Genomic DNA, 23,771 nt, shown 5'->3' with positions numbered 1-23,771 from the left:
CATGGCCCATCTTCGGCACCGCAAGTTCAACACCAAGGACACCTATCCCGAACAGAACCTCGACAACGATCTGTCGCAGGCGGTGGTGGCCAAGGGGGGCACGACGATCTTCCTGCGGGGCCAGTGCCCGCAGGATCTGGACACCGCCGTCAATCTGGCCAGCAGCGATCCGGTGGAACAGACCCACAAGGTCATGCAGAACATCCGCCAACTGGTCGAGGAATGCGGCGGCGAGATGGCCCATGTCACCAAGCTGGTCGTCTATCTGACCGATGTCCGCCACCGCGAGGCGGTCTATCGCACGATGGGTGAATACATCCGGGGCGTGTTTCCGGTCTGCACCGGCCTGACGGTCGTGGCGCTGGCGCGGCCCGAATGGCTGGTCGAGATCGAAGCGACCGCCGTCATCCCGGATTGAAGCGGCCCATTTGCAAGGGGGCGCGCCCGCGCCACAGGTGTTTTCCATGACGTTTTCCATCATCGGCCATTGCCCGGACACAGGCATGTTCGGCGTCGCCATCTCCTCCTCCTCGCCCGCGGTGGCGGCGCGCTGTGCGTTCGCGCGCAGCGGTGTGGGGGCGGTGGCGACCCAGAACGTGACGGATCCGCGCCTTGGCCCCCACGCGCTGGACCTGATGGCGCGCGGCGCCACCGCGGCCGAGGCGCTGTCCATTCTGGAACGCGGCGGGGCCGACATGGCCTATCGTCAGGTGCTGGCGGTCGGCAGATCGGGGGAAAGCGCCATCTATTCCGGCCCGAACGTCCTTGGGCTCTGGTCCGAGGCGCAGGCGCGCGACACGGCGGCGGCGGGAAATCTTCTGGCCGATGCCGGGGTGGCCGAAGTGATGGTGCAGGCCTTTGCCGCCAGCGACGGGCATCTGGGCGCGCGCCTGATGGGGGCGCTGCGGGCCGGTCTGGACGCGGGGGGCGAGGCGGGGCCGGTCCATTCGGCGGGCCTTCTGGTGGTGGACCGCCAAAGCTGGCCGCTGGTCGATCTGCGCATCGACTGGACCGAGGCCTGCCCCATCGCCGCCCTTGAAGACGCGTGGCGCGTCTATGCCCCGCAGATGGACGCCTATGTCACCCGCGCCCTGTCGCCCGGGGCCGCGCCGTCCTATGGTGTGCCGGGCGACGCCTAGATCGGGGGAGGTTCACATGCCGCTCAGATTCACCCTTCGGCAGCTGGAATATTTCATCGCCGTGGGCGAGGCGGGCAGCATCGCGCTGGCCGCCGAAAAGGTGAACGTCACCGCGCCCTCCATGTCCTCGGCCATCGCGCAGCTGGAGGCGGGGTTCGGCGTGCAGCTTTTCACCCGCCGCCACGCGCAAGGATCCGCCCTGACCCCCACCGGAGAGCGATTCATGGAACAGGCCCGCGTCGTTCTGGACAGCGCGGGCAAGCTGAACGACCTGGCGCAGATCTATACAGACAGCGTGCGCGGATCGCTTCGGGTGGGCTGCCTGCGCACCTTCGTGCAACTGATGGTCCCGCAACTGCGCCGCAGCTTCGAAGGGCGGTTCGAAAGCGTGGATTTCAGTCAGGTCGAACTGGATCAGGCGCAGATCTTCGACGCGCTCGGCGCCTCACGCGTGGATCTGGCGCTGACCTATGACCTTGCCTTGCCCAGCGATGTGACCTTCCACCCGCTGCTGACGCTGCCGCCCTATGTCATGGTCGATGTCGATCACCCGCTGGCGGGGGCCCGCCGCGTGACGGCGGACGATCTGATCGCGCATGACATGGTCCTTCTGGATATGCCCCACAGCTCGGATTACTTCCTGTCGCTGTTCCGGGCCACGGGGCAGCGCCCGCGCATCGCCGAACGCACGACCGACATCTCGGTCCAGCGCAGCCTTGTCGCGAACGGATACGGGTTCGGGATCAACAACATGCGCACGGTACAGGAAACGTCGATGGATGGCCGCGTCCTGAAGTTCATCCCGCTTGACACCCCGGTCCCGCCATTGCGGCTGGGGATCGCGATGTCGCGCGCGGCCCATGTGTCGCGCACGATCCAGGCCTTCATCGACCATTGCCACGAGGCCGCCGACGCCGCCCATTTTCCGGGGATCGTGCTGTGAGCGCCCCTCAGCGCGCCGACAGGTAATCGGCCGAGACATAGCCCGTCACGCCCGGCGCATCCGCCAGCGCCACGCGGCACCACAGCTGCCCCACCTCGGTCACGCATTCCCGGCGGGTCAGTTTCGTGCCGTCCGGCAGCCCCATCAGGATCTTGTAACCAAGCCCCGGACCGGCCCGCAGCTTCAACAGATCGTCGGGGCCCGCATCCCGCACCACGACGCCGGTGCCCGTCGCGCATCCGGCGACGATCAGAAGAACGGGAAGAAGGGCGAGGGATTTCATCATGACCGGACCTGACTCGTTTCTTTTGCCATCTTACCCGCCCGCGCCGCCCGTTCCAACCCGCAGCGCCGCCTCCAGCGCCTGAACCGGGTGGCGCAGGCGGGCGCCCGCAAAGCGTTCGGCCTGCCCCCGGCAGGAAAATCCGGTCGCCAGAACCTCGTCGCCCGCGCCGATCTTTTCGGCCCAGTCAAGGTCGAACACCTGTCGGGACAGGGCGCGGTTCTCCGCCTCGTGGCCGAACATGCCCGCCATGCCGCAACAGCCCGCCCGCTGCGGGGTCAGGGCCAGACCGGCGGCGGCGAAAATCCGCTGCCAGCGCGTGAGGTTCCCCGGATCGGCCGAGGTTTCGGTGCAATGCCCGATCAGGCGGAACCGCGCCCCCGCCCCCGTGGGCATCCGGTCGGCCAAGGACATGAGCACCCGATCGAGCGAGGTCAGAACCCCCTCCTCCAGCTTGTAATCCTGCCGGTAGAGCATGGTCACCGCCGGCTCCACCGTTACCAGCGGCACCCCGAGTGCGGCATAGGCGTCGATGCGGGCCACGGCGGCGTCGCGCGTGGCGCGGAACGCGTCCAGATATCCCCGCACCTGCGCCGCCTTGCCATTGCGCTGGATGGGGGTGTGGAACACCTGAACCCCCAGCCGCGCCAGCACCCGCGCGGCGCTTTCCAGCACCTCCGGCTCGAACGGGCCGAGGAAACTGTCGCAGACAAGGAGGGCGGCGTTGTCGCGGTCCACCCCGGCGGGCAAGCCCTCGCCCGGGGCCAGACGGCGCGCGCCCGCCGCGCGCATCCGCGCCTCCAACCCCCGCACTCCGAAGCGCGGCAGATCCACCAGCCCGAAGGCGCGCGCCAGCCCGCCCTGCGCAATCGCCATCCCCAGATTGGCCAGACGCGGAACCCGCGCGGCCACAAGGGTCAGGGCCTCCATGTGCCGCACCAACCGATCGCGCAGCGGGCGCGACCGGTGGGCATAACGGTCGGCCAGAAACTCCGCCTTCAGGGTGGGGATGTCCACATGGACCGGGCATTGCGAGGTGCAGGCCTTGCACGACAGGCAGGTGGCAAGCGAGGCCGCCAGCGCGTCGGCAGCCGGGGCCGCATCGCCGCCGGTGTCGCGGATGTCCAGCCAGTCGCGGATCAACGCCGCGCGCCCCTTGGGCGATTGCACCCGATCGCGCGTCGCCTTGTAGGAGGGGCACATCTCATTCGCGCTGTCCCAGTGGAAACAGGCGCCGTTGCCGTTGCACTCGCTGGCCTTGGCGAAGGCCGTGTGCCCCGCGATGCGTTCGTCGCGCGCGCCGCGAAAGGGGATGGCGTCGATGCGGTCCACGGCCAGATCGGTGCCGAAGGCGGTGACCAGCTTGCCGGGGTTCAGCCGGTTGGCCGGGTCGAACGCTGCCTTGATCCGGCGCAGAAAGGCAAACAGGTCGGGGCCGAAATACAGCTCCACATATTCGCCGCGCACCCCCTTGCCGTGTTCGCCCCAGATCAGCCCGTTCTGCGCCCGCGCAAGATCGGCCACCGCGTCCGAGATCGGGCGGATCTTCGCGCGATGTTCGGGCCGCCGCATGTCCATCAGCGGGCGCACATGCACGCACCCCACATCGGCATGGCCATACATGCCGTATTCCAGGCCATGCGCGTCCAGAATGTCGCGAAACCCCGCGACGAAGGCGACAAGGTTTTCGGGCGGGACGGCGGCATCCTCGACGAAGGCCACGCCCTTGAACGCCCCCTTGCCCTTGCCCATCAGACCGACCGCGTCCTTGCGCAGCCCGTTCAACGCCGCCATCACGGCCGCGTCCTGCGTCGCGATCAGGCCCGTGGCGCGGGTCGTGGCGGCCAGGGCCGCGCGCTCCACCGCCGCCAGCCGGTCGGCCACCGCTTCGGGCGTGTCCGCCGACACTTCGGCGAACAGATACCCGCCGCTGGAGGCCAGATCCGCCCCCAGAACGGGTTCCAGCACCGGCCAGGCGGGCGAGGTCTTGCCCAGATGCACGGTCCGGTCGTCCAGAAACTCGATCGCGTCGGGGTCGGCGGGCAAAAGGTCCGCCACGGCGCCAAGCGCCACCAGACTGTCGGCATAGCCGATGATGGCGATGCCGAAATGTTTCGGCAGCTTCACCACCCGCAGGTCCAGCGCGGTGGCCACGGCCAGCGTTCCCTCGGACCCCGCCAGCAGCTTGGTCAAACGCAATTCCCCGTTCGGCCCCCGCACCTCGTCAAGGTTATAGCCGGTGAGGCCGCGATTCATCGGCGGAAAGACCCGGGCGATGTCGCCCGAAAGCGCGGGCAGCCGATCGCGCAGCAGCGCCGCCGCCTGACCCAGCGGGCCGGGCGGCAACGGCGCGTCCGCCGCCAGATCGCCCACCGTGGCGGGCCGGCCATCCGCCAGAACCACCTCGGCCGACACCAGATAATCCGAGGTCCGCCCGTAGCGGCGCGACCCCTTGCCCGAGGCGTCGGTCGCCACCATCCCCCCCAGCGTGGCGCGCGAGCCCGTGGAGACGGCGGGCGGAAAGACATACCCCCGCGCCTTCAGGAACGCGTTCAACTGGTCCAGCACGACGCCGGGTTCGACGCGGACGATGCCCTCCTCCTCGTGGAAGGCGACAATCCGGTTCATGAAGCGCGACAGGTCCAGCACCACCCCCTGCGCCAGCGCCTGCCCGTTGGTGCCCGTGCCGCCGCCGCGCGGGGTGATCGGCACCCCCACCTCCGCCGCCGCCGCGACCGCCGCCGCCACATCCTCGGCCGACCTCGGCTCGATCACGCAATCGGGTTCACGGTAATAGATGGAGTTGTCGGTGGCGTTGACGACGCGCGCGGCGCGGTCCGTCCGAACCTGCCCCCGAAACCCCCGCGCCGCCAGCGCCTGCCGGAACGCGGCGCCGTCGAAGGGCAGGGAGGCGGGGGCGTCGATGTGATCTTTCATGCCGGAACTGCGAAACCTTTGCGGCCAGGGTGGGCATGAGGTCGCCGCCCACGGAAAACTGGGGGGAACCTTAAGGGCATGGTCCGCAATGCCAAGCCCAATCGTGCGGCCTCAGTCCAGCTTGTCGGCCTTCGCCCGGCGCGCGGCGCGGCAGCGGTCCGAGCAATGGCGCACCTGATCCCAATCCCGTGCCCACGCCTTGCGCCAGGTGAACGGCCGGCCGCAGGTCGCGCAGACCTTCACCGGCAGATCGGATTTCTTGCGCATTTTCGCCATGACGCCCCCCTTCGGGAAACCTATCCCGCGCCGGGGGTGGGGCAAGGGACGACCCCCGCCCCGCAGGCTGATAGTTGACCAGATTACTCGCTTATACTATCTGCCACCCCAAGACGCCCTTTCGATGGACCCATCATGATCACCCGAGCCGGCCTTTTCCTTGGACTTGCCCTTGCGACTGCCGGGGCGGCACAGGCGGACCCCGTCACCGTGACCGATGTCGCCGGACGCGAGATCACCCTTGAGGCGCCCGCACAGCGCATCATCCTGGGCGAAGGGCGCCAGATCTATCTTCTGGCGGCGCTGGAGCGCGAGAACCCGTTCCAACATGTCGTCGGCTGGCGCGAGGATCTGTCGCAGGCCGATCCCGACACCTATGCCGCCTATGCCGCGCAATTCCCCGAACTGGAAGATCTTCCGACCTTCGGCGGGTTCAAGGACGGCACGTTCGACGTGGAACAGGCCGCGACCCTTCAGCCCGACCTGATCCTCATGAACCTTGAGGCGAAGGCCGCGACCGAGGATGCGGGCTATGACGACAAACTGGCGCAGTTGGGCATCCCCATCGTCTATGTCGATTTCCGCGAAGATCCGCTGGCCCACAGCGTCCAGTCGATGCGCATCATGGGCGCGCTGACCGGGCACGAGGATCGGGCCGAAGAGTATATCTCCTTCGTGGATCGGCAGATGGCCCGCGTCGCCACCGCGCTGGAGGGGGGCAATTTCGACCGGCCCCGAGTCTTCGTGGACCGCGCGGGCGGATATTCCGACGATTGCTGCATGACCTTCGGGCGCGGCAATTTCGGCGAATATGTCGAACTGGCGGGCGGCACGAACATCGCCGCCGACATCGTTCCCGGCACCTTCGGCACGCTGAACCCCGAACAGATCATCGCCGCCAATCCCGATCAGATCATCGTGACGGGCGGGCAGTGGGACGCCTACGTCCCCGGCGGCAACTGGGTGGGCGTGGGGCCGGGATCGGACCTGACCGAAGCGCGCCGCAAGCTGGAGGCGCTGACCCACCGCACGGCGATGACCGGCGTGGCGGCGATCGGGACCGGGCAGGTCCACGCGATCTGGCACCAGTTCTACGACAACCCCTATTACTTCGTCGCCGTTCAGCAACTTGCGAAATGGCTGCACCCCGACCGGTTCGCCGATCTGGACCCCGAGGCGACGCTGAAGGAATTGCACGAACGCTTCCTGCCCATCCCCTATCAGCCGGGATACTGGGTGTCGCTGCATGACTGACCTGCCCGCGCATGGGACGGAGGCGGGGCGCGATTTCTATCGCGCCCTTGTCGTTCGCCGGCAGATCATCCTTGCGGTGCTGGCGGGTCTCCTGATCCTCAGCATCTGCACGGACCTGGCGCTCGGCCCCGCCCGATACAGCCTTGGGCAGGTGGTGGAGGGGCTGATCTTCCCGTCGCGCGTCAGCGATCAGGTGCGCGTCATCCTGTGGGAGATCCGGATGCCCGTCGCCCTGATGGCCGTCATCGTGGGGGCCAGCCTGTCGGTCGCGGGCGCGCAGATGCAGACCATCCTGAACAACCCGCTGGCCAGCCCCTTCACCCTGGGCATTTCGGCCGGTGCGGGGTTCGGGGCGGCGCTGGCACTGGCCTTCGGCGTGGCACTCTTTCCCTTCGCGGTCGAATACATGATCCCGGTCAACGCGTTCCTGATGGCGATGCTGACCGCGCTGGCGATCTATGGCCTCAGCCTGCGCCGCGGTGTCACGAGCGAGACGATCATCCTTCTGGGCATCGCGCTGGTCTTCATCTTCAACGCGCTGATGTCGCTGATCCAGTTCTTCGCCAGCCAGCAGGCGGTCGCCGCCGTGGTGTTCTGGACGATGGGCAGCCTGACGAAAGCCACCTGGCCCAAGGTCTGGATCGCGCTGGCGGTGCTGGCGGTTGCGCTGCCGCTTCTGGCGCGCCGGGGGTGGGCGTTGACCGCGATGCGGCTGGGGGATGCCAAGGCCGAAAGCATGGGCGTGCGCCTGCGCCCCCTGCGGCTGGAGGTGCTGGTCATCGTCAGTCTTCTCGCCTCGGTCTCGGTGTCGTTCGTGGGCACGATCGGCTTCATCGGGCTGGTTGGCCCGCATATCGCGCGAATGCTTCTGGGCGAGGATCAGCGCTTTCTTCTGCCTGGCGCGGCGTTGTCGGGGGCGCTGATCCTGTCCGTCGGCTCCATCCTGTCGAAGATGATCATTCCCGGGACGGTCATTCCCATCGGCATCGTCACGGCCATCGTGGGGATTCCGTTCTTCCTCTATCTCATCCTGAACCGAAGGACGGCGGCATGGTAAGCCTGCAACTGGACGGGGTCGCGGCGGGATACGGGCGCGCGCCGGTGCTGTCGGACATCTCCACCCCGCCGCTGCAGGGGGGGCAGCTCGTGGCGCTGCTGGGGCCGAACGCCGCTGGGAAATCGACGCTGTTCCGGCGCATCTTCGGGTTGCTGCGCGGGCCCGGCACCGTGCGGATCGACGGGGCGCGCACCGACCGCCCCATCGCCTACATGCCGCAGGACAATGGCGCGCGTCCGGTGCTGTCGGTATATGAATCCATCTTGCTTGCGCGGATGCAGGGGGGGCGGCTGACGGTGCAGCCCCAGGACCATGCCGAGGTGGAACGCGTTCTGGCGCTGCTGGACATCGGCCATCTGCGCGGCCGCCATGTCGGCGATCTGAGCGGGGGGCAGCGCCAGATGATCGGCGCCGCGCAGGCGCTGGTCCAGAATCCGCAGATCCTGCTGATGGACGAGCCGACCTCGGCGCTCGACCTCAGCCGGCAGATCGGGCTTTTGGGGCTGCTGCGCCGTCTCGCGCGGGATCAGGGGCTTTTGATCATCGTGGCGTTGCACGATATCGGCCACGCCCTGCGCTTTACCGACGCCTGCATGGTGATCCGCGACGGCGCGCTGGCCGCCTGCGGGCCGACCGCGACCGTCGTCACCCCGGCCCTGCTGAAACAGGTGTTCAAGGTGGAGGCCCGGATCGAGCCCTGTTCCAAGGGGCACCCGCAACTCATTCTGGACTGACCCGGCCCCCTGACGCGGGACTTGCGTCCCGGCCCCTCGGGCGTATACGTTACGTTATATCATATCGTATGAGGTCCCATGTCCCCCCCTGCCCGCCTGCCCGTCACCGTCCTGTCCGGCTTTCTTGGTGCGGGAAAGACGACGCTGCTGAACCACGTCCTCAACAACCGCAACGGCCGCCGCGTCGCCGTCATCGTCAACGACATGTCCGAGGTGAACATCGACGCCGACCTGATCCGCGGTGGCACCGACCTGTCGCGGTCCGAAGAAAAGCTGGTGGAGATGTCGAACGGCTGCATCTGCTGCACCCTGCGCGACGACCTGCTGGTGGAGGTGCGCCGTCTGGCCGCCGAAGGCCGCTTCGATTATCTGCTGATCGAAAGCACCGGGATCGCCGAACCCCTGCCCGTCGCCGCGACCTTCGATTTCCGCGATGCGGACGGGGCCTCGCTGGCCGATGTCGCGCAGCTGGACACGATGGTGACGGTGGTCGATGCCGTGAACCTGACGCGCGATTTCTCCAGCCACGATTTCATCGCCGACCGGGGCGAATCCTTGGGCGAACAGGACGAGCGCACGCTTGTGTCCCTTCTGACCGACCAGATCGAGTTTGCCGATGTCATCATCCTGAACAAGGCGACCGAGGCGGGGCCCATGCGGCGGGATCAGGCCCGCAAGATCATCCGCGCCCTGAACCCCGAGGCCCGCCTGATCGAGACGGACTTCGCCCGCGTCCCGCCAGAGGCGATCTTCGACACCGGCCTTTTCGACATCGACCGCGCGCATATGCACCCGCTTTGGGCCAAGGAGCTTTACGGCTTTGCCGATCATGCGCCGGAAACGGAGGAATACGGCATCTCCTCCTTCGTCTATCGCGCCCGGCGGCCCTTTCACCCGGCGAAGGTCCACGCCGTGCTGAACGGCGATCTGCCGGGCGTGATCCGCGCCAAGGGGCATATGTGGATCGCGACCCGTCCGAACTGGGCGGTGGAGTTCAGCCTGGCCGGGGCCATCTCCTCCATCACGCCGCTGGGGGGGTGGTGGGCCAGCGTGCCGAAGGACCGATGGCCGACGCATCCAGACGTTCTGGCCGAGGTGGGCCGCGTCTGGCAGGAGCCGTGGGGCGACCGGCGGCAGGAGGTGGTGTTCATCGGCGCGGGCATGGACCGGGCGGCGATCACCGCGGCGCTGGACGCGGCCTTGCAGGGAGGGGAGGCGTTCGACCCGGCGGCCTGGTCGGGGCTGCCCGATCCCTTCCCCGAATGGGGCCGGACGGGGCGCGCATGATGCGCCGCAATCTGGTCACCAGCCTGCGGCGGCGGGGAACGGGGTCGATGGAGGGGTATGACCGCCTGCCGCCCGACGTGCGGGCCTGGCTGGCCGGGGCCGCGCTGCCGTGGAGCGCGCGGTCCGCGCTGCGCATCTGGCGGCGGGCGATGGCCGACCGCCCCTGCCCCCACCACGCCCGCGCCTGCCTGTGCGCGGCCGAGGCGCGGATGTTGGCAAGGGACGCCCCGACCGTCTGGGGTGTCAACCACCCCTCGGTCGCAGGACGTCCCTGACCGTCGGTCCTGTGCGGACCGATCAGACGTGCTTGGCCTTGCGGCGACGGCCGAGGATGATCGGCACGAACACCACGGCGATGGCCAAGGCATAGAGCAGGATCGACTGCCAGCTTTGCAGCAGGATGCCCCAGTCCCCGCCCGAGATCGACAGCGCGCGGCGCAGGTTGTTTTCGAACAACGACCCCAGCACGAACCCGAGGATCACCGGCGCGAGCGAGAAGTCCAGCTTGCGCAGGATCCACCCGAAGATGCCAAGCGCGATGATCAGGAACAGGTCGAACGGGTTGCCCACGATCGAATAGATCCCGATGAAGGCCAGAACGGCGATCAGCGGCGTCAGGTAATGCTGCGGCAGCGTCAGCATCCGCGCGAACAGGCCCACCAGCGGAAGGTTGATCACCAGAAGGGCGATGTTGCCCAGATACATGGAGGCGATCAGACCCCATGCGATCTCGGGGTGTTGGGTGAAAAGCAGCGGACCGGGCTGGATGTTGAACATCAAAAGCGCGCCAAGAAGGATCGCCGTGGTGCCCGAACCGGGGATGCCCAGCGTCAGCATGGGCACCATGGCGCCCGTGGCGGCCGCGTTGTTGGCGGCCTCGGGTGCGCACAGGCCCCGCACGTCGCCATTGCCGAAATCACCCGAGGTTCCCGCCAGACGCTTCTCCGTGCCATAGGTCACGGCCGACGCCACCGACGCGCCCGTGCCCGGCAGAACGCCGATGACGAACCCGATCAGCGACGACCGCAGGATGGTCCATTTGGCAAAGGCCAGATCGGCGAATTTGACGAAGCTGCTGTCCACCGGCAGGGTCTTCAGCTTGCCCGTCGCCTGCTGTTCAACGAGATGGAACAGTTCCGCCATCCCGAACAGCCCGATGACGACGATCAGAAAGTCGATCCCCGCCAGAAGGTCGGGCACCCCGAAGGTGTAGCGGCTGACGCCCGTGTTGGCATCGACCCCGATCGTGGCCAGCATCAGGCCCATCGTGGCCCCCACCAGCGTCTTGACCGGGTTCGCCCCGACAAGCGACGCCAGCGACGCAAAGGCGAAGACCATCAGCGCCACGTAATCGGACGGCGTGAATGCCACCGCGAATTTCGCGAGCAGCGGCCCGAACAGCGTCATCAGGACGACCGCGACCGTCCCGCCGATGAAGCTGGCCACGGCCGAGATGGAGAGCGCGCGCCCCGCCTCGCCCCGCCGGGCCATGGGGTTGCCGTCCAGCGTGGTCATGACCGCGCCCGCATCGCCCGGCACGTTCAGAAGGATGGACGAAATACGCCCCCCGAACTCCGCCCCGTAATAGATGCCGGCCAAGAGGATCAGCGCGCTTTCGGGCGGAAAGCCCAAGCCATAGGCGATGGGCAGCAGGATCGCCACGCCGTTGATCGGGCCGATGCCCGGCAGCGCGCCGATCAGCGTTCCGGCAAAACAGCCGAACGCCACCAGCATCAGGTTGAACGGGGTGAAGGCGACGCCGAACCCCGTCGCGAGACCGTTAAGAACTTCCGTCATGGGTTCCTCCTCAGAAATCCAGCAGGCCGCGAGGCAGGTTCAGCTCAAGAAGTTCGACGCACAGGAGGAACCCCACGACCCCGGCGATGGCCCCGAACAGGGCGGCGCGGGCCCAGGTCGCGCCCAACATGCGCGCGGCAAGCGTGCCGAACAGGAAGGTCGCGATGATGAAACCCAGCCGTTCATACAGCTCGGCATAGGCGATCAGCAGGACGACCATGATCGACAGACGGATCCATGTCGGACGCGCCACGTTCATGGACGGGGTGTCCGGCCGCAGGATGATGATGGCAAAGCACAAGGCGGTCACGACCGACAGGATGCGGGGCCAGGATTCGGGTCCGAGGGGGTCATATTGGAAGGGGGCGCTGATGGCGGTGAAGGCCAGCCATCCATAAGCCAGCGTCACCACCAGCATGACCCCCGCGAAAATGCGGTCGGCCATCTTGATACCTTTCTTGAAAAAGCGGGGGGCGCCAAGGCCCCCCCGCAGACTTACTGGATCAGACCCGCTTCGGTCGCGATGGCGCGCAGCTGCTCGGTCTGTTCGTGCACAAAGGCCGTCAGTTCGTCGCCCGCCATGTTCAGCGGCATCAGGCCGTGCGATTTCTGCGTCTCGGCGAATTCGGGAGTGTCATAGGCGGCCTTGAAGGCGTTGACCCACTGGTCGTAATCCGCATCGGCCACGTCCTTGCCGACATAGAAGCCGCGCAGGATGGTCCAGGACACGTCGTATCCCAGTTCCTTGGCCGTCGGGATTTCCGCAAAGGGGGCGTCCAGACGTTCGTCGGCCATCACGGCCAGAACCCGCAGATCGCCCGCTTCCAGATGCGACGTCATCTCGCCCGCATCGCCGGTATAGACCTCGATCGAGCCGCCGAGAAGGCCCGCGACCGCATCGCCGCCGCCATCGAACGCGACATAGCGCATACTTTGCGGCTCACCGCCCGTGGCGCGCAGCAACAGCGCGGCCTTCATCCAGTCCTGCGACCCGACGGAACCGCCGGCCCCCACGACCACGCCGCCCGGATTGGCCTTCAGCGCGTCCATCACGTCGTTCAGGGTCTGGAACTTGCTGTCGGCGCGCACGATGACCGCGCCGTAATCGGCCCCCGCCGTGGCCAGCCAGCGCACGTCGTCCTCGGTCCAGTTCGGCCCGTATTTCCCCGTCAGCAGGTTCAGAAGCGACCCGGACGAGAACGCGACGATGGCGTCCTGATCGGCCTTGCGGGTGGTGTTGAACATGTTGAACGCCACGGCGCCGATGCCGCCGGGCATGAACGTCACCTCGATCGGGCGCGAGAATTGCGCTTCCAGCCCCTGCTGCGCCACCCGGCAGGTCAGGTCGAAGCCGCCGCCGGGCTGCGCCGGGGCCACGCATTCGGGCCTGCGAATCTCGGCCAGCGCGGGCAAGGCGCACATGGACATGACCGCCCCGAGGGCGGCGATACGAGAAAATTTCATGCTGTCCTCCCAGACATCAGGGGCCGCCTTCCAGTCAGCCCGATCTTTGGACGTTAACGCACGGACCTTGTCAGCGTCCTGACATGGACCTGACAGGATGCTGACACGGCGATCCGCGCTTCCCCCCCCGTGCGCCCCCCGCTATCGTGCCGCCATGCGGATGCTTCTGGTTGAGGATAACGACGATCTGGCGGAGACGATCCTTGATCGCCTGCGAAGCGAGGGACATGCGATCGACCGCGAACGCGACGGGATCGACGCCCACGCCCTTCTGACGCACGCGCGGTTCGATCTGGTGATTCTGGACGTGAACCTGCCCGGCATGTCGGGATACGAGGTGCTGCGCCGCCTGCGCGAACGGGGGGACGCGACGCCGGTCCTGATCCTGACCGCCCGGTCCGAGATTGACGATCGCATTGTGGGCCTGGATGCCGGGGCGGACGATTATATGGTCAAACCCTTTGATTTTAGGGAACTTTCCGCGCGTTGCCGTGTTCTGGCGCGGCGTCGGTCGGGCACCGCGTCCAACGTGTTCACCGCGGGGGCGCTGACCTTCGACCGGGGGGCGCGGCGCGCGCGGATGGGGGGGCTGGATCTGGACCTGCGCCCGCGCGAGATCCAGCTTCTGGAAATCCTGATCGACAATCTGGGCCGGATGCTGACCAAGGAGGAGGTGGCCGACAAGCTCTATACCTTCGAGGAGGCGCCCACCCTGAACGCGGTCGAACAGATCGTGACCCGCCTGCGCCGCAAGCTGGAAGGCTCCACCCTGACGCTGCGCACCGCGCGCGGCCTTGGATACATGGCCTATGTCACCGAGGATTAGGCGCTCGCTCCGCGTGCGGATGCTGGGGTTGATGACCCTGGGCTTCGCCGCGCTATTGCTGATCATCTCCGTCCTGCTGTGGAGCTATACCCGCAGCGCCGCGAACGAGACCTATGATCTGGTTCTGGGCGGGGCCGCGCGGGCCATCGTGGAACGCACCCTGCCCGCCCGCGACGGCGCCACCGTCGATCTGCCCGCCAGCGCGATGGAGATGCTGGCCATCGTCCCCGATGCCCGCGTCGTATATTCCGTGTTTGTTCCGGGGCGCGGCGTGGTCACGGGCGCCTCCGGCCTGCCCCTGCCCCCCGGCTTTGTGCCCGAGGAACGGCCCACCTTCTTCGACGCCATCTGGAACGGTGCGCCCATGCGCTTCGTCATCCAGGGGCGCATGATCGACACGCCCTCCGGCCGCACATGGGTGGAGGTGCAGATCGGCCAGACGGTGGAGGCGCGCTCCGCCCACCAATATCTGCTGTTCGTGTCGGCCATGGCGGGTCTGGCCTTCGTCACGGTCATCGGTCTGGGCTTCGTCTGGCTGGCGATCCGGCAGGCGCTGCACCCCCTGTCGCGGATCGAGGCGGACATTCTGGCCCGCGATCCGCGCAATCTGGACGAGCTGCGCCACCGCCCGCCGGTGGAGATCGAGCGGCTGTTCGACGCCATCAACGGCTTCATCCAGCGCCTGCGCGCCAACCGCACCCTGACCGAAGGGTTCATCGCCGATGTGGCGCACCAGACCCGCACCTCGCTTTCGGCGCTTCAGGGGCACCTGACGCTGGCCGCCGATGCGCAGACGGAGGCCGAGTTGCGCCACCGCCTGAAACGCGCCGAACGGCAGGGCGAACGCACCATTCGCCTGACCAACCAGCTTTTGTCACACGCCATGGTTGTGCACCGGTCGGACCGCGACGGGTTGCACCCCGTGGCCCTGACGCCGCTGCTGCGCGCGCTGATGGCGGAACTGATCCGCGACACGCGGACGCGCGATGTGACCTTCACCTTCGACGTCGACGATTTCGCCCCCGGCGGCGACCGTGTTCTGGGGGACGAGGTCGCGCTGCGCGAGGCGTTCCGCAACCTGATCGAGAACGCGTTGCGCCACGGCCCCGCCGACAACGTGATCGACATCGACCTGCGGGCCGACGGGCCGGACCGCATCTTCGTCTCCGTCTCGGATGCGGGCCCCGGCATTCCCGAACCCGACCGTGCCCGCGCGCTGGAACGGTTCACCTCGCTCAGCCCCGCCACCGCCGGGTCGGGTCTGGGTCTGGCCATCGTGCAGGCCGTGGCGCAGGCGCATCACGCGGGGTTGCGCCTGACCACCTCGGCACGCGGAGGATTGAAGGTGATCATGACATTCGCTCGCATCGCGCTTCTGGCGGCCCTGCTTTGGCCCACCGATCCGGCAATGGCGGCGGTGGTGCGCGTCGCGTCCGCCACGGACGAGGCGGCGATGACCGGCCTCATCGCCGCGTTCGAGGCGCGCAACCCCGACATCCAGATCGTCTATTCCGACCGGCAGACGGTGCCGCTTTATCAACAGGCGCTGGACGGAACGCTGCGGGCGGACGTCATCATCAGTTCGGCCATGGATCTGCAGGTGGATCTGGTCAATCGCGGCCTCGCCCGCCCGCTGGACCTGATCGAGGCGCGCGGCCTGCCCGCCCGTGCCGTCTGGCGCGACGAACTGTTCGCCTTCACCCTGGAACCCGCCGTGTTGATCTATGACCGGCGCATCATCGCGGAAAGCGAACTGCCCGACACGCATGAAGGGCTGATCGCCTTCATCCGCAATCGCGATCACCTTCTGCGCGGCCGCATCGGCATTTACGACATTCGCGCCGCGGGCATCGGGTATCTGTTCGCGACACAGGACGCGGAACTGGGTCAGGGCGTGGCACAGCTGGAGGAAGCCCTGGGCCACGCCGAGGTGCGGGTGTTCCCCACGACCCGCGACATGACCGCCCGCGTGGCCGGGGGGGAGCTGACGATGGCGTTGAACCTCATCGGCTCCTACGCCCTTGCGATCGACGATCCGAATGTGGGCATCCACCTGTTTCGCGATTACAATCTGGTCATGATGCGCACCGCCTTCGTGACGACCTTTGCCGAGGATGCGGCGGCGGCGGCGCGGTTCGTGGCCTTCCTGATCTCGCATCCCGGCCAGACGGACATCGCCGAGGAGGGGCAGTTGCTGCCGATCCTGCCGCTTCTCAGCCTGCAGACCCCCTCCATGCGCCTGATCCGCGAACATGCGGGCACCATCCTGCCCATTCGCCTTGGGCCACAATTGCTGACCTATCTTGACGCGGTGAAGCAACGCCGCTTCATCGCCAATTGGGAAAGCGCGCTGCGCATCCCCCCCCTGCCCCATTCCAACACCCTTCCCATCGACAGGACACGACCATGACATCCCCCTCCCCCGCGCGCCGCAACCTGATCCTGCGGTGGATGCGGCTCGGCGGGCTTTCGCTGGCTCTGGTCGTTGTGTTCGAAGTGCTGCATTTCCCGGCCGCGCTCCTTCTTGGGCCGATGCTCGCGGCCATCGTCTCAGGCCTCACGAACACGGTGGTGCACATTCCCCGCCGTCTATTCACCGCCGCACAGGGCATGGTCGGAATGATGATGGCGGCCAGTATTCCGGCCGATTTCCTGACCCAGATCGAGGTGCATTGGCCGACCATCGCGTCGGGCACGGTCTTCGTCACCTTTGCGGCCGCCTCGCTCGGCTATCTGGTGACCCGCGCCAAGCTGTTTCCGGGCACGACGGCGATCTGGGGGTCGTCCCCCGGCGCCGCAACGGCCATGGTCCTGATGTCCGGGGGGTATGGGGCCGACATGCGACTGGTTGCGTTCATGCAGTATCTGCGGGTGGCCTGTTGCGCGCTTGTGGCCACGCTTCTGGCCCGTGCCTTCGCCCCTGCTGCGGCCCAGGACGCGGCGCTGATCTGGTTTCCGCCGACGGATTGGGGTTTTGCCGCGCCGACAACGGTGGTGGGCGTGCTGGCGGCCATGGTGGCCCCACGGCTGCGTTTGCCCGGCGGCGGGCTTCTGGGCGCGCTGTTCGCGGGGATCCTGTTCAAGGCCACCGGACTGCCGATCACCTTGCATCCGGTTCTTCTGGCGGCCGCCTTCGCCGTCATCGGTTGCAGCGTGGGGATGCGGTTCACGCGCGATGTGGTGCGTCATGCGGCGCGGGCACTTCCGGCGGTTCTGGCCTCCATCACGGCGCTGATCGCGATGTGCGCAGCCTTCGGTGTGGGGCTGCATGTGGTGACGGGCGTCGATCTTCTGACGGCGCTTCTGGCCACCAGCCCCGGTGGGGCCGACACGGTGGCGATCATTGCCGCTTCGGCATCCGTTCCCGTCGATGTCGCCTTCGTCATGACGATGCAGGTCGCGCGTTTCCTGTTCGTGGTCATGACCGCGCCGACCCTGGCACGTTTTCTGTCCCGGGATGCCACGCGAAAATAGGGCAAAAGCGGATATATCGCCGTGATCCTTGGTGGCTTGCTGAACGCCTTGATGATCTCGCGGTGCGTCTCCCGATACAGACAAAGTCCGAATCAAAGTTGACAGCTGTCAACTCGGCACGATCCTCTGGCCGCTCAACAAGCTTCTTATCATCCGATCAACGCTGAACGTCCCCTCTGCCGCCTTTTGTGACAGCCGCCGAAGATAGGCGCCTGGCTGACGGATCACCTCGAACCGCTCCAGAATGCAGAACACCGCCGCCGCTGCCTGCGCTGCCCCCATACTGGTGCGGGCCGCGTGCCAGACATCTGGCGTTATCCCCATCATGGGGCACACCACCTGCGCCGTTGTGATCGCCTGACGCCATTCTCTAATCGGTTCCTGTGCGTAATCCGCGCTTGATGGGCAGGCCGACAGCAGGTCGTGCAGGACAGGGCCCGCGTCCTGGAGCTGTTCATGGTAAGGTTCAGATTCAGATAGGGGTTTGTTTGAATCCTGTATGTGCCGCTCATTTTGGCTGTCATAGCCGCCCGAAATCTCTGCTACAGAATGGCTCTCACGGACCATCGTTACCATCGCCAAACTGCGCTGCGCCAAGTCGCGTGCCGTCTGAACCGTCAGCTTCCGACGCAAGGCGCGGTGAATGTCCATGACATCGGCCAAGGGACCGGCCAGGGCCACAATGTCCCGCAGATGCAGGATCACCGTCTCACGCAAGGCGTGGAGCTCCCGCGCGTCCTCCCGCGCCTGTTCGGCCGCCTCAGCGATCTCGGCTGCGCGCACAAGCAACGGGCGCATGTCAAATCCGAACGCGCGGGAGATTGCGCCCTGTTCATTGCGCCGGGCAAAGCGTTTGCCGTTCGGGCTGTCATGGCGCAGGATCAGTCCCGCCTGGACCAAGGTCGCGATGTGACGCCGCAGGGTGCTTTCCGGCATCCCGTGCAGCCGTTCCGCCAGTCGCGCGTTCGACGGAAAAACGATGGTCGGCCCGTCGGCCTGCAGCATCTGCGGCGGATGAAACGACAAAAGCGCCTGCAGCACCGTCAGATCGCGATCGCTGACCTTGAACGCCGCGCGCGCGGTCGTCAGGTCGCGCAGTACGGCCCATTTGTCGATGTCGGCAGCAGGGCAGGGGGCTTCCGCCAGCGCGCGGTGTGCCGACAGGTCAGCCGTCGCCCGCCGCCCGAAAGGCGTCATGGAAATATGCGTCATATGCTGTCACGAGGATGCAAATATCGGTCCGTCGGACAGACGGGTGTTGACAGCTGTCAACTTTTGGCGTTACGTGCGAGTGCTTAGATCGACGAAACGGCCTCTTGGGATGTCATGTCCTGGGGGGCTTTTTCTTTGCGGTCCCTTGTCGTGCCTCCTGTGTTGTTTCGGTCATTCCTCGCGACGGGCAAGCCAGTCGCGGTGAATTTCGTCCAGATTCGCGATCAGCCAGTCGTCGAAACCGGCCGCAGCCTCGCGGGAAAATTGAAGCGTGGTCACCTTCGCCTTGCGCGACACCTCACCCAAGGGGCCATGCGCGCCCAGAAGGGCAGGGCGCTCCACCGGCTGGGCGCGGGTGTTGGTGGCGGCCAGCACCGCCTCGAACCGCAGGTCGGACGTCTCACCCTGGGCGGCGTCCACAAGTGACGCGGGATCCTTGCCGGGAAGCCGGTCGGCAAGGGTCTTCCACCGGTCCCGACCGATGCCGGGGGCCGCGCCAATCGCCGCCAGCAGGGCAGGGGGGATGGCCTCGGCAATGGATAACATGCGGGAAATCAAAGTCTTGTCGATCTGAAGCGCATCGCAGATGACCTTCCGCTCGAACCCTCCGTCGCGCATGTGGCGCGCGAAGTTCGCCTTTTCGATGAAGGACAGGTCCTTGCGCGCCGTGTTCTCCTGCCCCTGCGCGATTACCAGATCGCGGTCGTTCAGGTTGCGGATCATCGCCTTGACCGGCTGACCCAGAAGCTTCATGGCGGCCACGCGGCGGCGGCCATAGACGATCTCGTAGCGACCTTCGGTGTTGGGCGAATGGCGCAGAAGGACGGGCACCTGCTGGCCATATTCCCGCAGGGATTCGGCCAGCGCGGCAATGCCCTCGGCATCCTCGTCCAGACGGTCGCGAAGACCGGCGTGGTCGATCATGTCGGACGGAACCTCGATCACCGAACGGTTGCGCAGATCGGCGATGGATTGGCTGACGGCGCCGATCGCCCCCTTCGTCACCCGGGGCGCCGTCTGCGGCGCGGGCGCCTGCGGGGTAGGGGTCATCAGGCCCTTCAAAAGATCCTTTCGCGCCATCACACGGCTCCTTTCCGGCCCCAGGCCTGCTGGATCAGCGTCCCGATCTCACCATTGACCGCGTTCAGGCTTTCCATCGCGCGTTCATAGGTGGAGCGGGTGAACTGCCCGCGCTCGACCTCATACAGGGTCTGCTTGGTGATGCCCGCATCCGAAATCGCGGTGGATTTCAATACGGGGTGGTTCAGCACATGATCGCCGAACATCGACCGCATGAAGCTGACCATCTGGTTCTGCGGCCCGTCGCCCGGCTCGTAGCGGGTGACGACATAGCGCAGCCAGTCGTAATTCATGTCGCCCCCCGCCTCGGCCACGACCCCCAGAAGGTTCGAGGTCATCAGCAGGAACTGGCACATCGACATCACATCCAGCATCTGCGGATGGACAGTCACCAGAACCGCCGTGGCAGCCGAAAGTGCGGACATGGTCAAGAACCCCAGCTGCGGCGGGCAATCGATGACGACCACGTCGTAATCGTCCCGCACCTCGGCCAGCTTGTCGCCCACGCGGGTGAAGAAAAACTGCGCCGACCGTTCGGCCAGCGCGCGCGGGGTCTCGTGCTCGAACTCCATCAGGTCGAGGTTGCCGGGAATGATGTCCAGCCCCGGGAAATAGCTGCGCCGAATCACGTCGCGCAGGGGAACGGGGTCGTCATAGCGGATCGCGTCATAGAGCGTGCCGCCGTCGATCAGATCGAATTCGGGCTGAAACCCGTGCAGGGCGGAGAAACTGGCCTGCGGGTCCAGATCGACCGCCAGAACCCGGTATCCGTCCAGCGCCAGCTTCTGCGCCAGATGCGCAGCGGTGGTGGTCTTGCCCGATCCCCCCTTGAAATTGATGACGGTGATGACCTGAAGATGGTCGCCCTCGCGCCGGCCGGGAAGATAGGTTCCGGGGGTTTTCGTCCCCTTTTCAAGCATTTGGCGCAATTCCTGCACATCATGCAGGCTGTAATACCGCCGCCCGCCGGCCCGGGTTTCCGGGCTGGGGCCGCGCCCGTCCAGATGCAGCTTGCGCAGATAGGCGTCCTTGACCCCCAAGAGATCGGCCACCTCGCCGCTGGTGAACTTTCGCAATTCCTTGCTGGCATTCGGGGGAAAAAGCTGTTCCCGATGGGCCTGAAGCCGTTCCGAGAGCCGCTGTGCATGCTCTCCCACCAGAACGTCGATCCGTTCCTGCCGCGTCATTTCTGCCCCTCGCGGTCTAGCGTGTGTTACGCTTCGACTCGTTATATCTGACTTGTTGCGTAATTCAGTGGACGAGTTTCCGGATTCGGGCAAGCCATTTTTCACGCAACCGTGTCCCGGTGGCCGCGTTTTCCCCCTCGCAGGCCGAAAATCGGCCCGCAAGGGGCGCGTTCAGGCCTCGCGCGCCATGGCCGCCGCCATGCCGTCCCGCAGGATCAGATCCAGGATATCGCACAGGTCCCGCCCCGCGGGGCCCGTCGTCAGGGCCGGGGGCAGGATGTCGGGGCAGAGCGCGGCCATGCCGGCGATGACCTCCGCCGCCGTGGTCGCCCGCCGCCGCAGCTCGGCCATCCGCGCCGCCATCGGGTCGTCCACCTGCGCCGCCCGCATCACATAGGCCAGCCAGGCGGCGAGGGCGAAGGTGAAGGGCCGGAGGCCACGTCCTTCGGCCAGCGCCTCCAGCGCCGGGGCGGTGATGCGCGGCGGCATCTTCTGCGTGCCGTCCATGGCGATCTGCGCCGTGGCATGGGCGATCGCGGGGTTGGCGAACCGGTCCATCAACGCCGCGGCATAAGCGTCCAGATCAATGTCCAGCCCCCGCACCGTCGCCGCCGCCGCGGCCAGATGGCGCCGCACCAGCGCCGCATGGGCGGGATCGGCCATCACGTCGCGGGTGAAGGTCTTTCCCGACAGCTGCCCGCTATAGGCCATCATGGAATGCGCGCCGTTCAGCATCCGCAGCTTCATCTGCTCATACGGGGCGACATCGGGCACGAACAGGACATCCGTGCGGTCCCATGCGGGGCGTCCGGCGCAGAAGTCATCCTCGATCACCCATTGGCGGAAGGGCTCCGTCTCCACTGCCGCCGCGTCGTCGAACCCCGTCAGATCCCGCGCCGCCGCGATCGTGTCGGGGGTCGATGCGGGGGTGATCCGGTCCACCATGGTGGACGGGAAGGTGACTCGTTCGGCGATCCAGCCTGCCAGATCGGCATCGGGGGCCGCGAAGTCCAGCACGGCGGCGCGCAGCTTCGCCCCGTTATGCGAAAGGTTGTCGCAGCTGAGCACGGTGAACGGCCCCGACCCTTCGGCCCGCCGCTGGCGCAGGGCGGCGACGATCAGGCCGATCACCCCCCGGGGCGCGTCGGGATGCGCAAGATCCGCCGCCACCGCCGGATGGTCGCGGTTCAGCGCGCCGTCGCTGGTGATGCCATAGCCCTTTTCGGTGACGGTGATGCTGACGATCCGGCAGCCCGGCGCGGCCATCGCCGCCAGGGCGCGCGCGCCCGCATCCGGCCCCGCGATCACATCCGCCAAGGCCCCGATGACCCGCCCCGTCGTCTCGGCCCCCCGGGTGAGCAGGGTATAGCGTCCGTCCTGCGGGGCCAGCGTGTCGGCCACCGCCGTGCCGCGCAGCGACACGCCCGTCACCCGCCAGTCGCCCCCCGCCGCCGCCAGCGCCTCGTCGGTATAGGCGAGAATATGGGCGCGGGCGAAATTGCCCAAGCCCAGATGCACGATGCCCACCCCGTGATCTTCGGGAGCATAGCCGAGCGGTGCGGGGGCCCGTGCCGACAGGCGGGTCATCGCGCGGACACGCCCGGATGGGCCAGCGCGGTCATGATGCCGCGCAGTTCCGCCAAGCCCTTCAGCCGCCCGATCGCGGGATAGCCCGGCTGCGCCTTGCGGGTCTGGTCGTCCAGAATGTCCTGCCCATGGTCGGGGCGCATCGGGATCTGCCAATCGGCGCGCCCGGCGGCCCGGCGGCGGTCCTGTTCGGCCAGAATGGCGGCGATCATCGCCACCATGTCGGTGTTGCCCTCCAGATGCGCGGCCTCGTGGAAGGATCCGCCCAAGGTGCGATCCTCCAGCGTGACGTTGCGCAGGTGCAGGAAATGCACGCGATCCCCCAGACGGCGCATCATGCCCGGCAGATCGTTATCCGCCCGCGCGCCAAGCGATCCGGTGCACAGCGTGATGCCGTTGGAAGAAAGGTCCACCGCGTCCATGACGGCCTTGTAATCGGCCTCGGTCGACATGATGCGGGGCAGGCCCAGAAGAGGGAAGGGGGGGTCGTCGGGGTGGCAGCACAGACGCATCCCGATCTCTTGCGCAAGGGGGGCCACCTCCGCCAGGAAATCGAGCAGGTGGCGGCGCAGAAGGTCGGCGGGAATGTTGTCATAGCGGGCAAGGTGGCTCTTCACGTCGTCCATCGACATCCGCTCGGCCGATCCGGGCAGGCCGAAGACGACGTTGCCGCACAGCTCGTTCCGGCGCGCGTCGGACATGGTGGCGAACCGGGCGCGGGCGGCTTCGGTCACCTCGGGGGAATAATCCCGCTCCACCCCGTCGCGTTGCAACAAGAACAGATCGAAGGCCGCGAAATCCACCGCGTCATACCGCATGCAGGTCGCGCCGTTGGCCAGCCGGAAGGCCAGATCGGTGCGTGTCCAGTCCAGGATGGGCATGAAGTTGTAGCAGATGACCTCGATCCCCGCCGCGCGCAGATGGCGCATGGAGGTCTTCCAGTTCTCGATATGCTGCTTCCAGTCGCCCGTCTGGCGCTTGATGTCCTCGGACACGGGCAGGCTTTCGACCACCTCCCATGCAAGGCCCGAGGGCGTGCCGTCCTTCATCACCGCCAGTTCCGCTTGCCGTTGCGCGATGTCCGCCGGCTGCCATACGGCACCCGTGGGCATGTGGTGAAGGGCGGTGACCACGCCTTCGACGCCCGCCTGCAGCATATCGTCGATGGACACGAGGTCTTTGGGTCCGAACCAGCGCCAGGTTTGTCTCATGATAGGGTTCCGTCGTATCGGGG

Annotated in this window: 22 protein-coding genes; 11 read left to right on the top strand and 11 right to left on the bottom strand. The window is 67.0% G+C overall.

Translation table 11 applies throughout. The features are described from left to right. Position 1 precedes the first annotated feature (1 nt). From MU449_RS13995 to MU449_RS13985, 3 genes are read left to right on the top strand one after another with little or no spacing between them, the layout of a single operon-like run. Complete coding sequence (locus tag MU449_RS13995) at positions 2–418, top strand: RidA family protein (RefSeq protein WP_244739231.1); 417 nt, start codon at positions 2–4, stop codon at positions 416–418. A gap of 46 nt (positions 419–464) precedes the next feature. Beyond that, complete coding sequence (locus MU449_RS13990) at positions 465–1,139, top strand: DUF1028 domain-containing protein (RefSeq protein ID WP_244739230.1); 675 nt, start codon at positions 465–467, stop codon at positions 1,137–1,139. A 16-nt stretch (positions 1,140–1,155) separates the two neighbouring features. Beyond that, complete coding sequence (locus tag MU449_RS13985) at positions 1,156–2,082, top strand: LysR family transcriptional regulator (RefSeq protein ID WP_244739229.1); 927 nt, start codon at positions 1,156–1,158, stop codon at positions 2,080–2,082. Positions 2,083–2,089: 7 nt separating this feature from the next. Here MU449_RS13985 and MU449_RS13980 read toward each other — a convergent pair whose 3' ends face one another. The 3 genes from MU449_RS13980 to MU449_RS13970 form a co-directional block, all read right to left on the bottom strand. Beyond that, on the bottom strand, positions 2,090–2,368 hold the full coding sequence (locus MU449_RS13980; protein WP_244739227.1) for an SH3 domain-containing protein: 279 nt from the start codon (positions 2,366–2,368) through the stop codon (positions 2,090–2,092). Between the two features lie 30 nt (positions 2,369–2,398). Next, entirely contained in the window at positions 2,399–5,302 is a 2,904-nt protein-coding gene (locus tag MU449_RS13975; protein ID WP_244739225.1) for an FAD-binding and (Fe-S)-binding domain-containing protein, read from the bottom strand. Positions 5,303–5,413: 111 nt separating this feature from the next. Then, positions 5,414–5,578 carry a DUF2256 domain-containing protein gene (locus MU449_RS13970; RefSeq protein ID WP_244739224.1) on the bottom strand — a complete coding sequence of 55 codons (165 nt, stop codon included), beginning with the start codon at positions 5,576–5,578 and terminating at the stop codon, positions 5,414–5,416. Between the two features lie 135 nt (positions 5,579–5,713). On the opposite strand from MU449_RS13970, the gene MU449_RS13965 reads away from it, so the two are divergent. The 5 genes from MU449_RS13965 (at position 5,714) to MU449_RS13945 (ending at position 10,185) form a co-directional block, all read left to right on the top strand. Beyond that, on the top strand, positions 5,714–6,832 hold the full coding sequence (locus MU449_RS13965; protein ID WP_244739223.1) for an ABC transporter substrate-binding protein: 1,119 nt from the start codon (positions 5,714–5,716) through the stop codon (positions 6,830–6,832). After that, the gene (locus tag MU449_RS13960; protein WP_244739222.1) at positions 6,825–7,889 is read left to right on the top strand and encodes a FecCD family ABC transporter permease; all 1,065 of its coding nucleotides are present in this window, start codon (positions 6,825–6,827) and stop codon (positions 7,887–7,889) included. Before MU449_RS13965 ends, MU449_RS13960 begins: the two co-directional genes overlap by 8 nt. Then, positions 7,883–8,623, top strand: coding sequence for an ABC transporter ATP-binding protein (locus MU449_RS13955; protein WP_244739219.1), 741 nt, complete (start codon positions 7,883–7,885; stop codon positions 8,621–8,623). Before MU449_RS13960 ends, MU449_RS13955 begins: the two co-directional genes overlap by 7 nt. Positions 8,624–8,701: 78 nt before the next feature. Further along, positions 8,702–9,910 carry a GTP-binding protein gene (locus MU449_RS13950; protein WP_244739217.1) on the top strand — a complete coding sequence of 403 codons (1,209 nt, stop codon included), beginning with the start codon at positions 8,702–8,704 and terminating at the stop codon, positions 9,908–9,910. Continuing rightward, the gene (locus tag MU449_RS13945; protein ID WP_342345663.1) at positions 9,907–10,185 is read left to right on the top strand and encodes a DUF6525 family protein; all 279 of its coding nucleotides are present in this window, start codon (positions 9,907–9,909) and stop codon (positions 10,183–10,185) included. Before MU449_RS13950 ends, MU449_RS13945 begins: the two co-directional genes overlap by 4 nt. A 22-nt stretch (positions 10,186–10,207) precedes the next feature. Here the strand turns inward: MU449_RS13945 and MU449_RS13940 are convergent, their stop codons facing one another. From MU449_RS13940 to MU449_RS13930, 3 genes are read right to left on the bottom strand one after another with little or no spacing between them, the layout of a single operon-like run. Then, on the bottom strand, positions 10,208–11,707 hold the full coding sequence (locus MU449_RS13940; protein WP_244739216.1) for a tripartite tricarboxylate transporter permease: 1,500 nt from the start codon (positions 11,705–11,707) through the stop codon (positions 10,208–10,210). Between the two features lie 10 nt (positions 11,708–11,717). Further along, positions 11,718–12,152 carry a tripartite tricarboxylate transporter TctB family protein gene (locus MU449_RS13935; RefSeq protein ID WP_244739214.1) on the bottom strand — a complete coding sequence of 145 codons (435 nt, stop codon included), beginning with the start codon at positions 12,150–12,152 and terminating at the stop codon, positions 11,718–11,720. A 50-nt stretch (positions 12,153–12,202) separates the two neighbouring features. Beyond that, a complete protein-coding gene (locus MU449_RS13930) occupies positions 12,203–13,171 on the bottom strand; it encodes a Bug family tripartite tricarboxylate transporter substrate binding protein (RefSeq protein ID WP_244739212.1) in 969 nt (322 codons plus the stop codon). Between the two features lie 97 nt (positions 13,172–13,268). Here MU449_RS13930 and MU449_RS13925 point away from each other — a divergent pair, with 97 nt between their 5' ends. From MU449_RS13925 to MU449_RS13915, 3 genes are read left to right on the top strand one after another with little or no spacing between them, the layout of a single operon-like run. Further along, on the top strand, positions 13,269–13,997 hold the full coding sequence (locus MU449_RS13925; protein ID WP_244739210.1) for a response regulator transcription factor: 729 nt from the start codon (positions 13,269–13,271) through the stop codon (positions 13,995–13,997). Between the two features lie 31 nt (positions 13,998–14,028). Next, positions 14,029–16,407, top strand: coding sequence for a sensor histidine kinase (locus tag MU449_RS13920; RefSeq protein ID WP_244739209.1), 2,379 nt, complete (start codon positions 14,029–14,031; stop codon positions 16,405–16,407). Next, a complete protein-coding gene (locus MU449_RS13915; protein ID WP_244739208.1) occupies positions 16,404–17,471 on the top strand; it encodes an AbrB family transcriptional regulator in 1,068 nt (355 codons plus the stop codon). The genes MU449_RS13920 and MU449_RS13915 overlap by 4 nt, the downstream gene beginning before the upstream one ends. A gap of 108 nt (positions 17,472–17,579) precedes the next feature. Here the strand turns inward: MU449_RS13915 and repC are convergent, their stop codons facing one another. The 5 genes from repC to uxuA all read right to left on the bottom strand — a co-directional run bounded on the left by repC (position 17,580) and on the right by uxuA (position 23,748). After that, positions 17,580–18,683 carry a plasmid replication protein RepC gene (gene repC, locus MU449_RS13910; RefSeq protein ID WP_244739207.1) on the bottom strand — a complete coding sequence of 368 codons (1,104 nt, stop codon included), beginning with the start codon at positions 18,681–18,683 and terminating at the stop codon, positions 17,580–17,582. Between the two features lie 171 nt (positions 18,684–18,854). Then, a complete protein-coding gene (gene repB, locus MU449_RS13905) occupies positions 18,855–19,763 on the bottom strand; it encodes a plasmid partitioning protein RepB (RefSeq protein ID WP_244739206.1) in 909 nt (302 codons plus the stop codon). Beyond that, a complete protein-coding gene (gene repA / locus MU449_RS13900) occupies positions 19,763–20,950 on the bottom strand; it encodes a plasmid partitioning protein RepA (RefSeq protein ID WP_244739205.1) in 1,188 nt (395 codons plus the stop codon). The genes repB and repA overlap by 1 nt, the downstream gene beginning before the upstream one ends. A 171-nt stretch (positions 20,951–21,121) precedes the next feature. After that, complete coding sequence (locus MU449_RS13895; RefSeq protein ID WP_244739204.1) at positions 21,122–22,537, bottom strand: mannitol dehydrogenase family protein; 1,416 nt, start codon at positions 22,535–22,537, stop codon at positions 21,122–21,124. After that, complete coding sequence (gene uxuA / locus MU449_RS13890) at positions 22,534–23,748, bottom strand: mannonate dehydratase (RefSeq protein ID WP_244739203.1); 1,215 nt, start codon at positions 23,746–23,748, stop codon at positions 22,534–22,536. Before uxuA ends, MU449_RS13895 begins: the two co-directional genes overlap by 4 nt. Between the last annotated feature and the right edge of the window lie 23 nt (positions 23,749–23,771).

The organism is Falsirhodobacter halotolerans (assembly GCF_022899245.1).
Classification (GTDB): Bacteria; Pseudomonadota; Alphaproteobacteria; order Rhodobacterales; family Rhodobacteraceae; genus Falsirhodobacter; species Falsirhodobacter halotolerans.
Note: the sequence above shows the minus strand (reverse complement) of the source record. Positions and strands in the feature narration are given on the sequence as shown.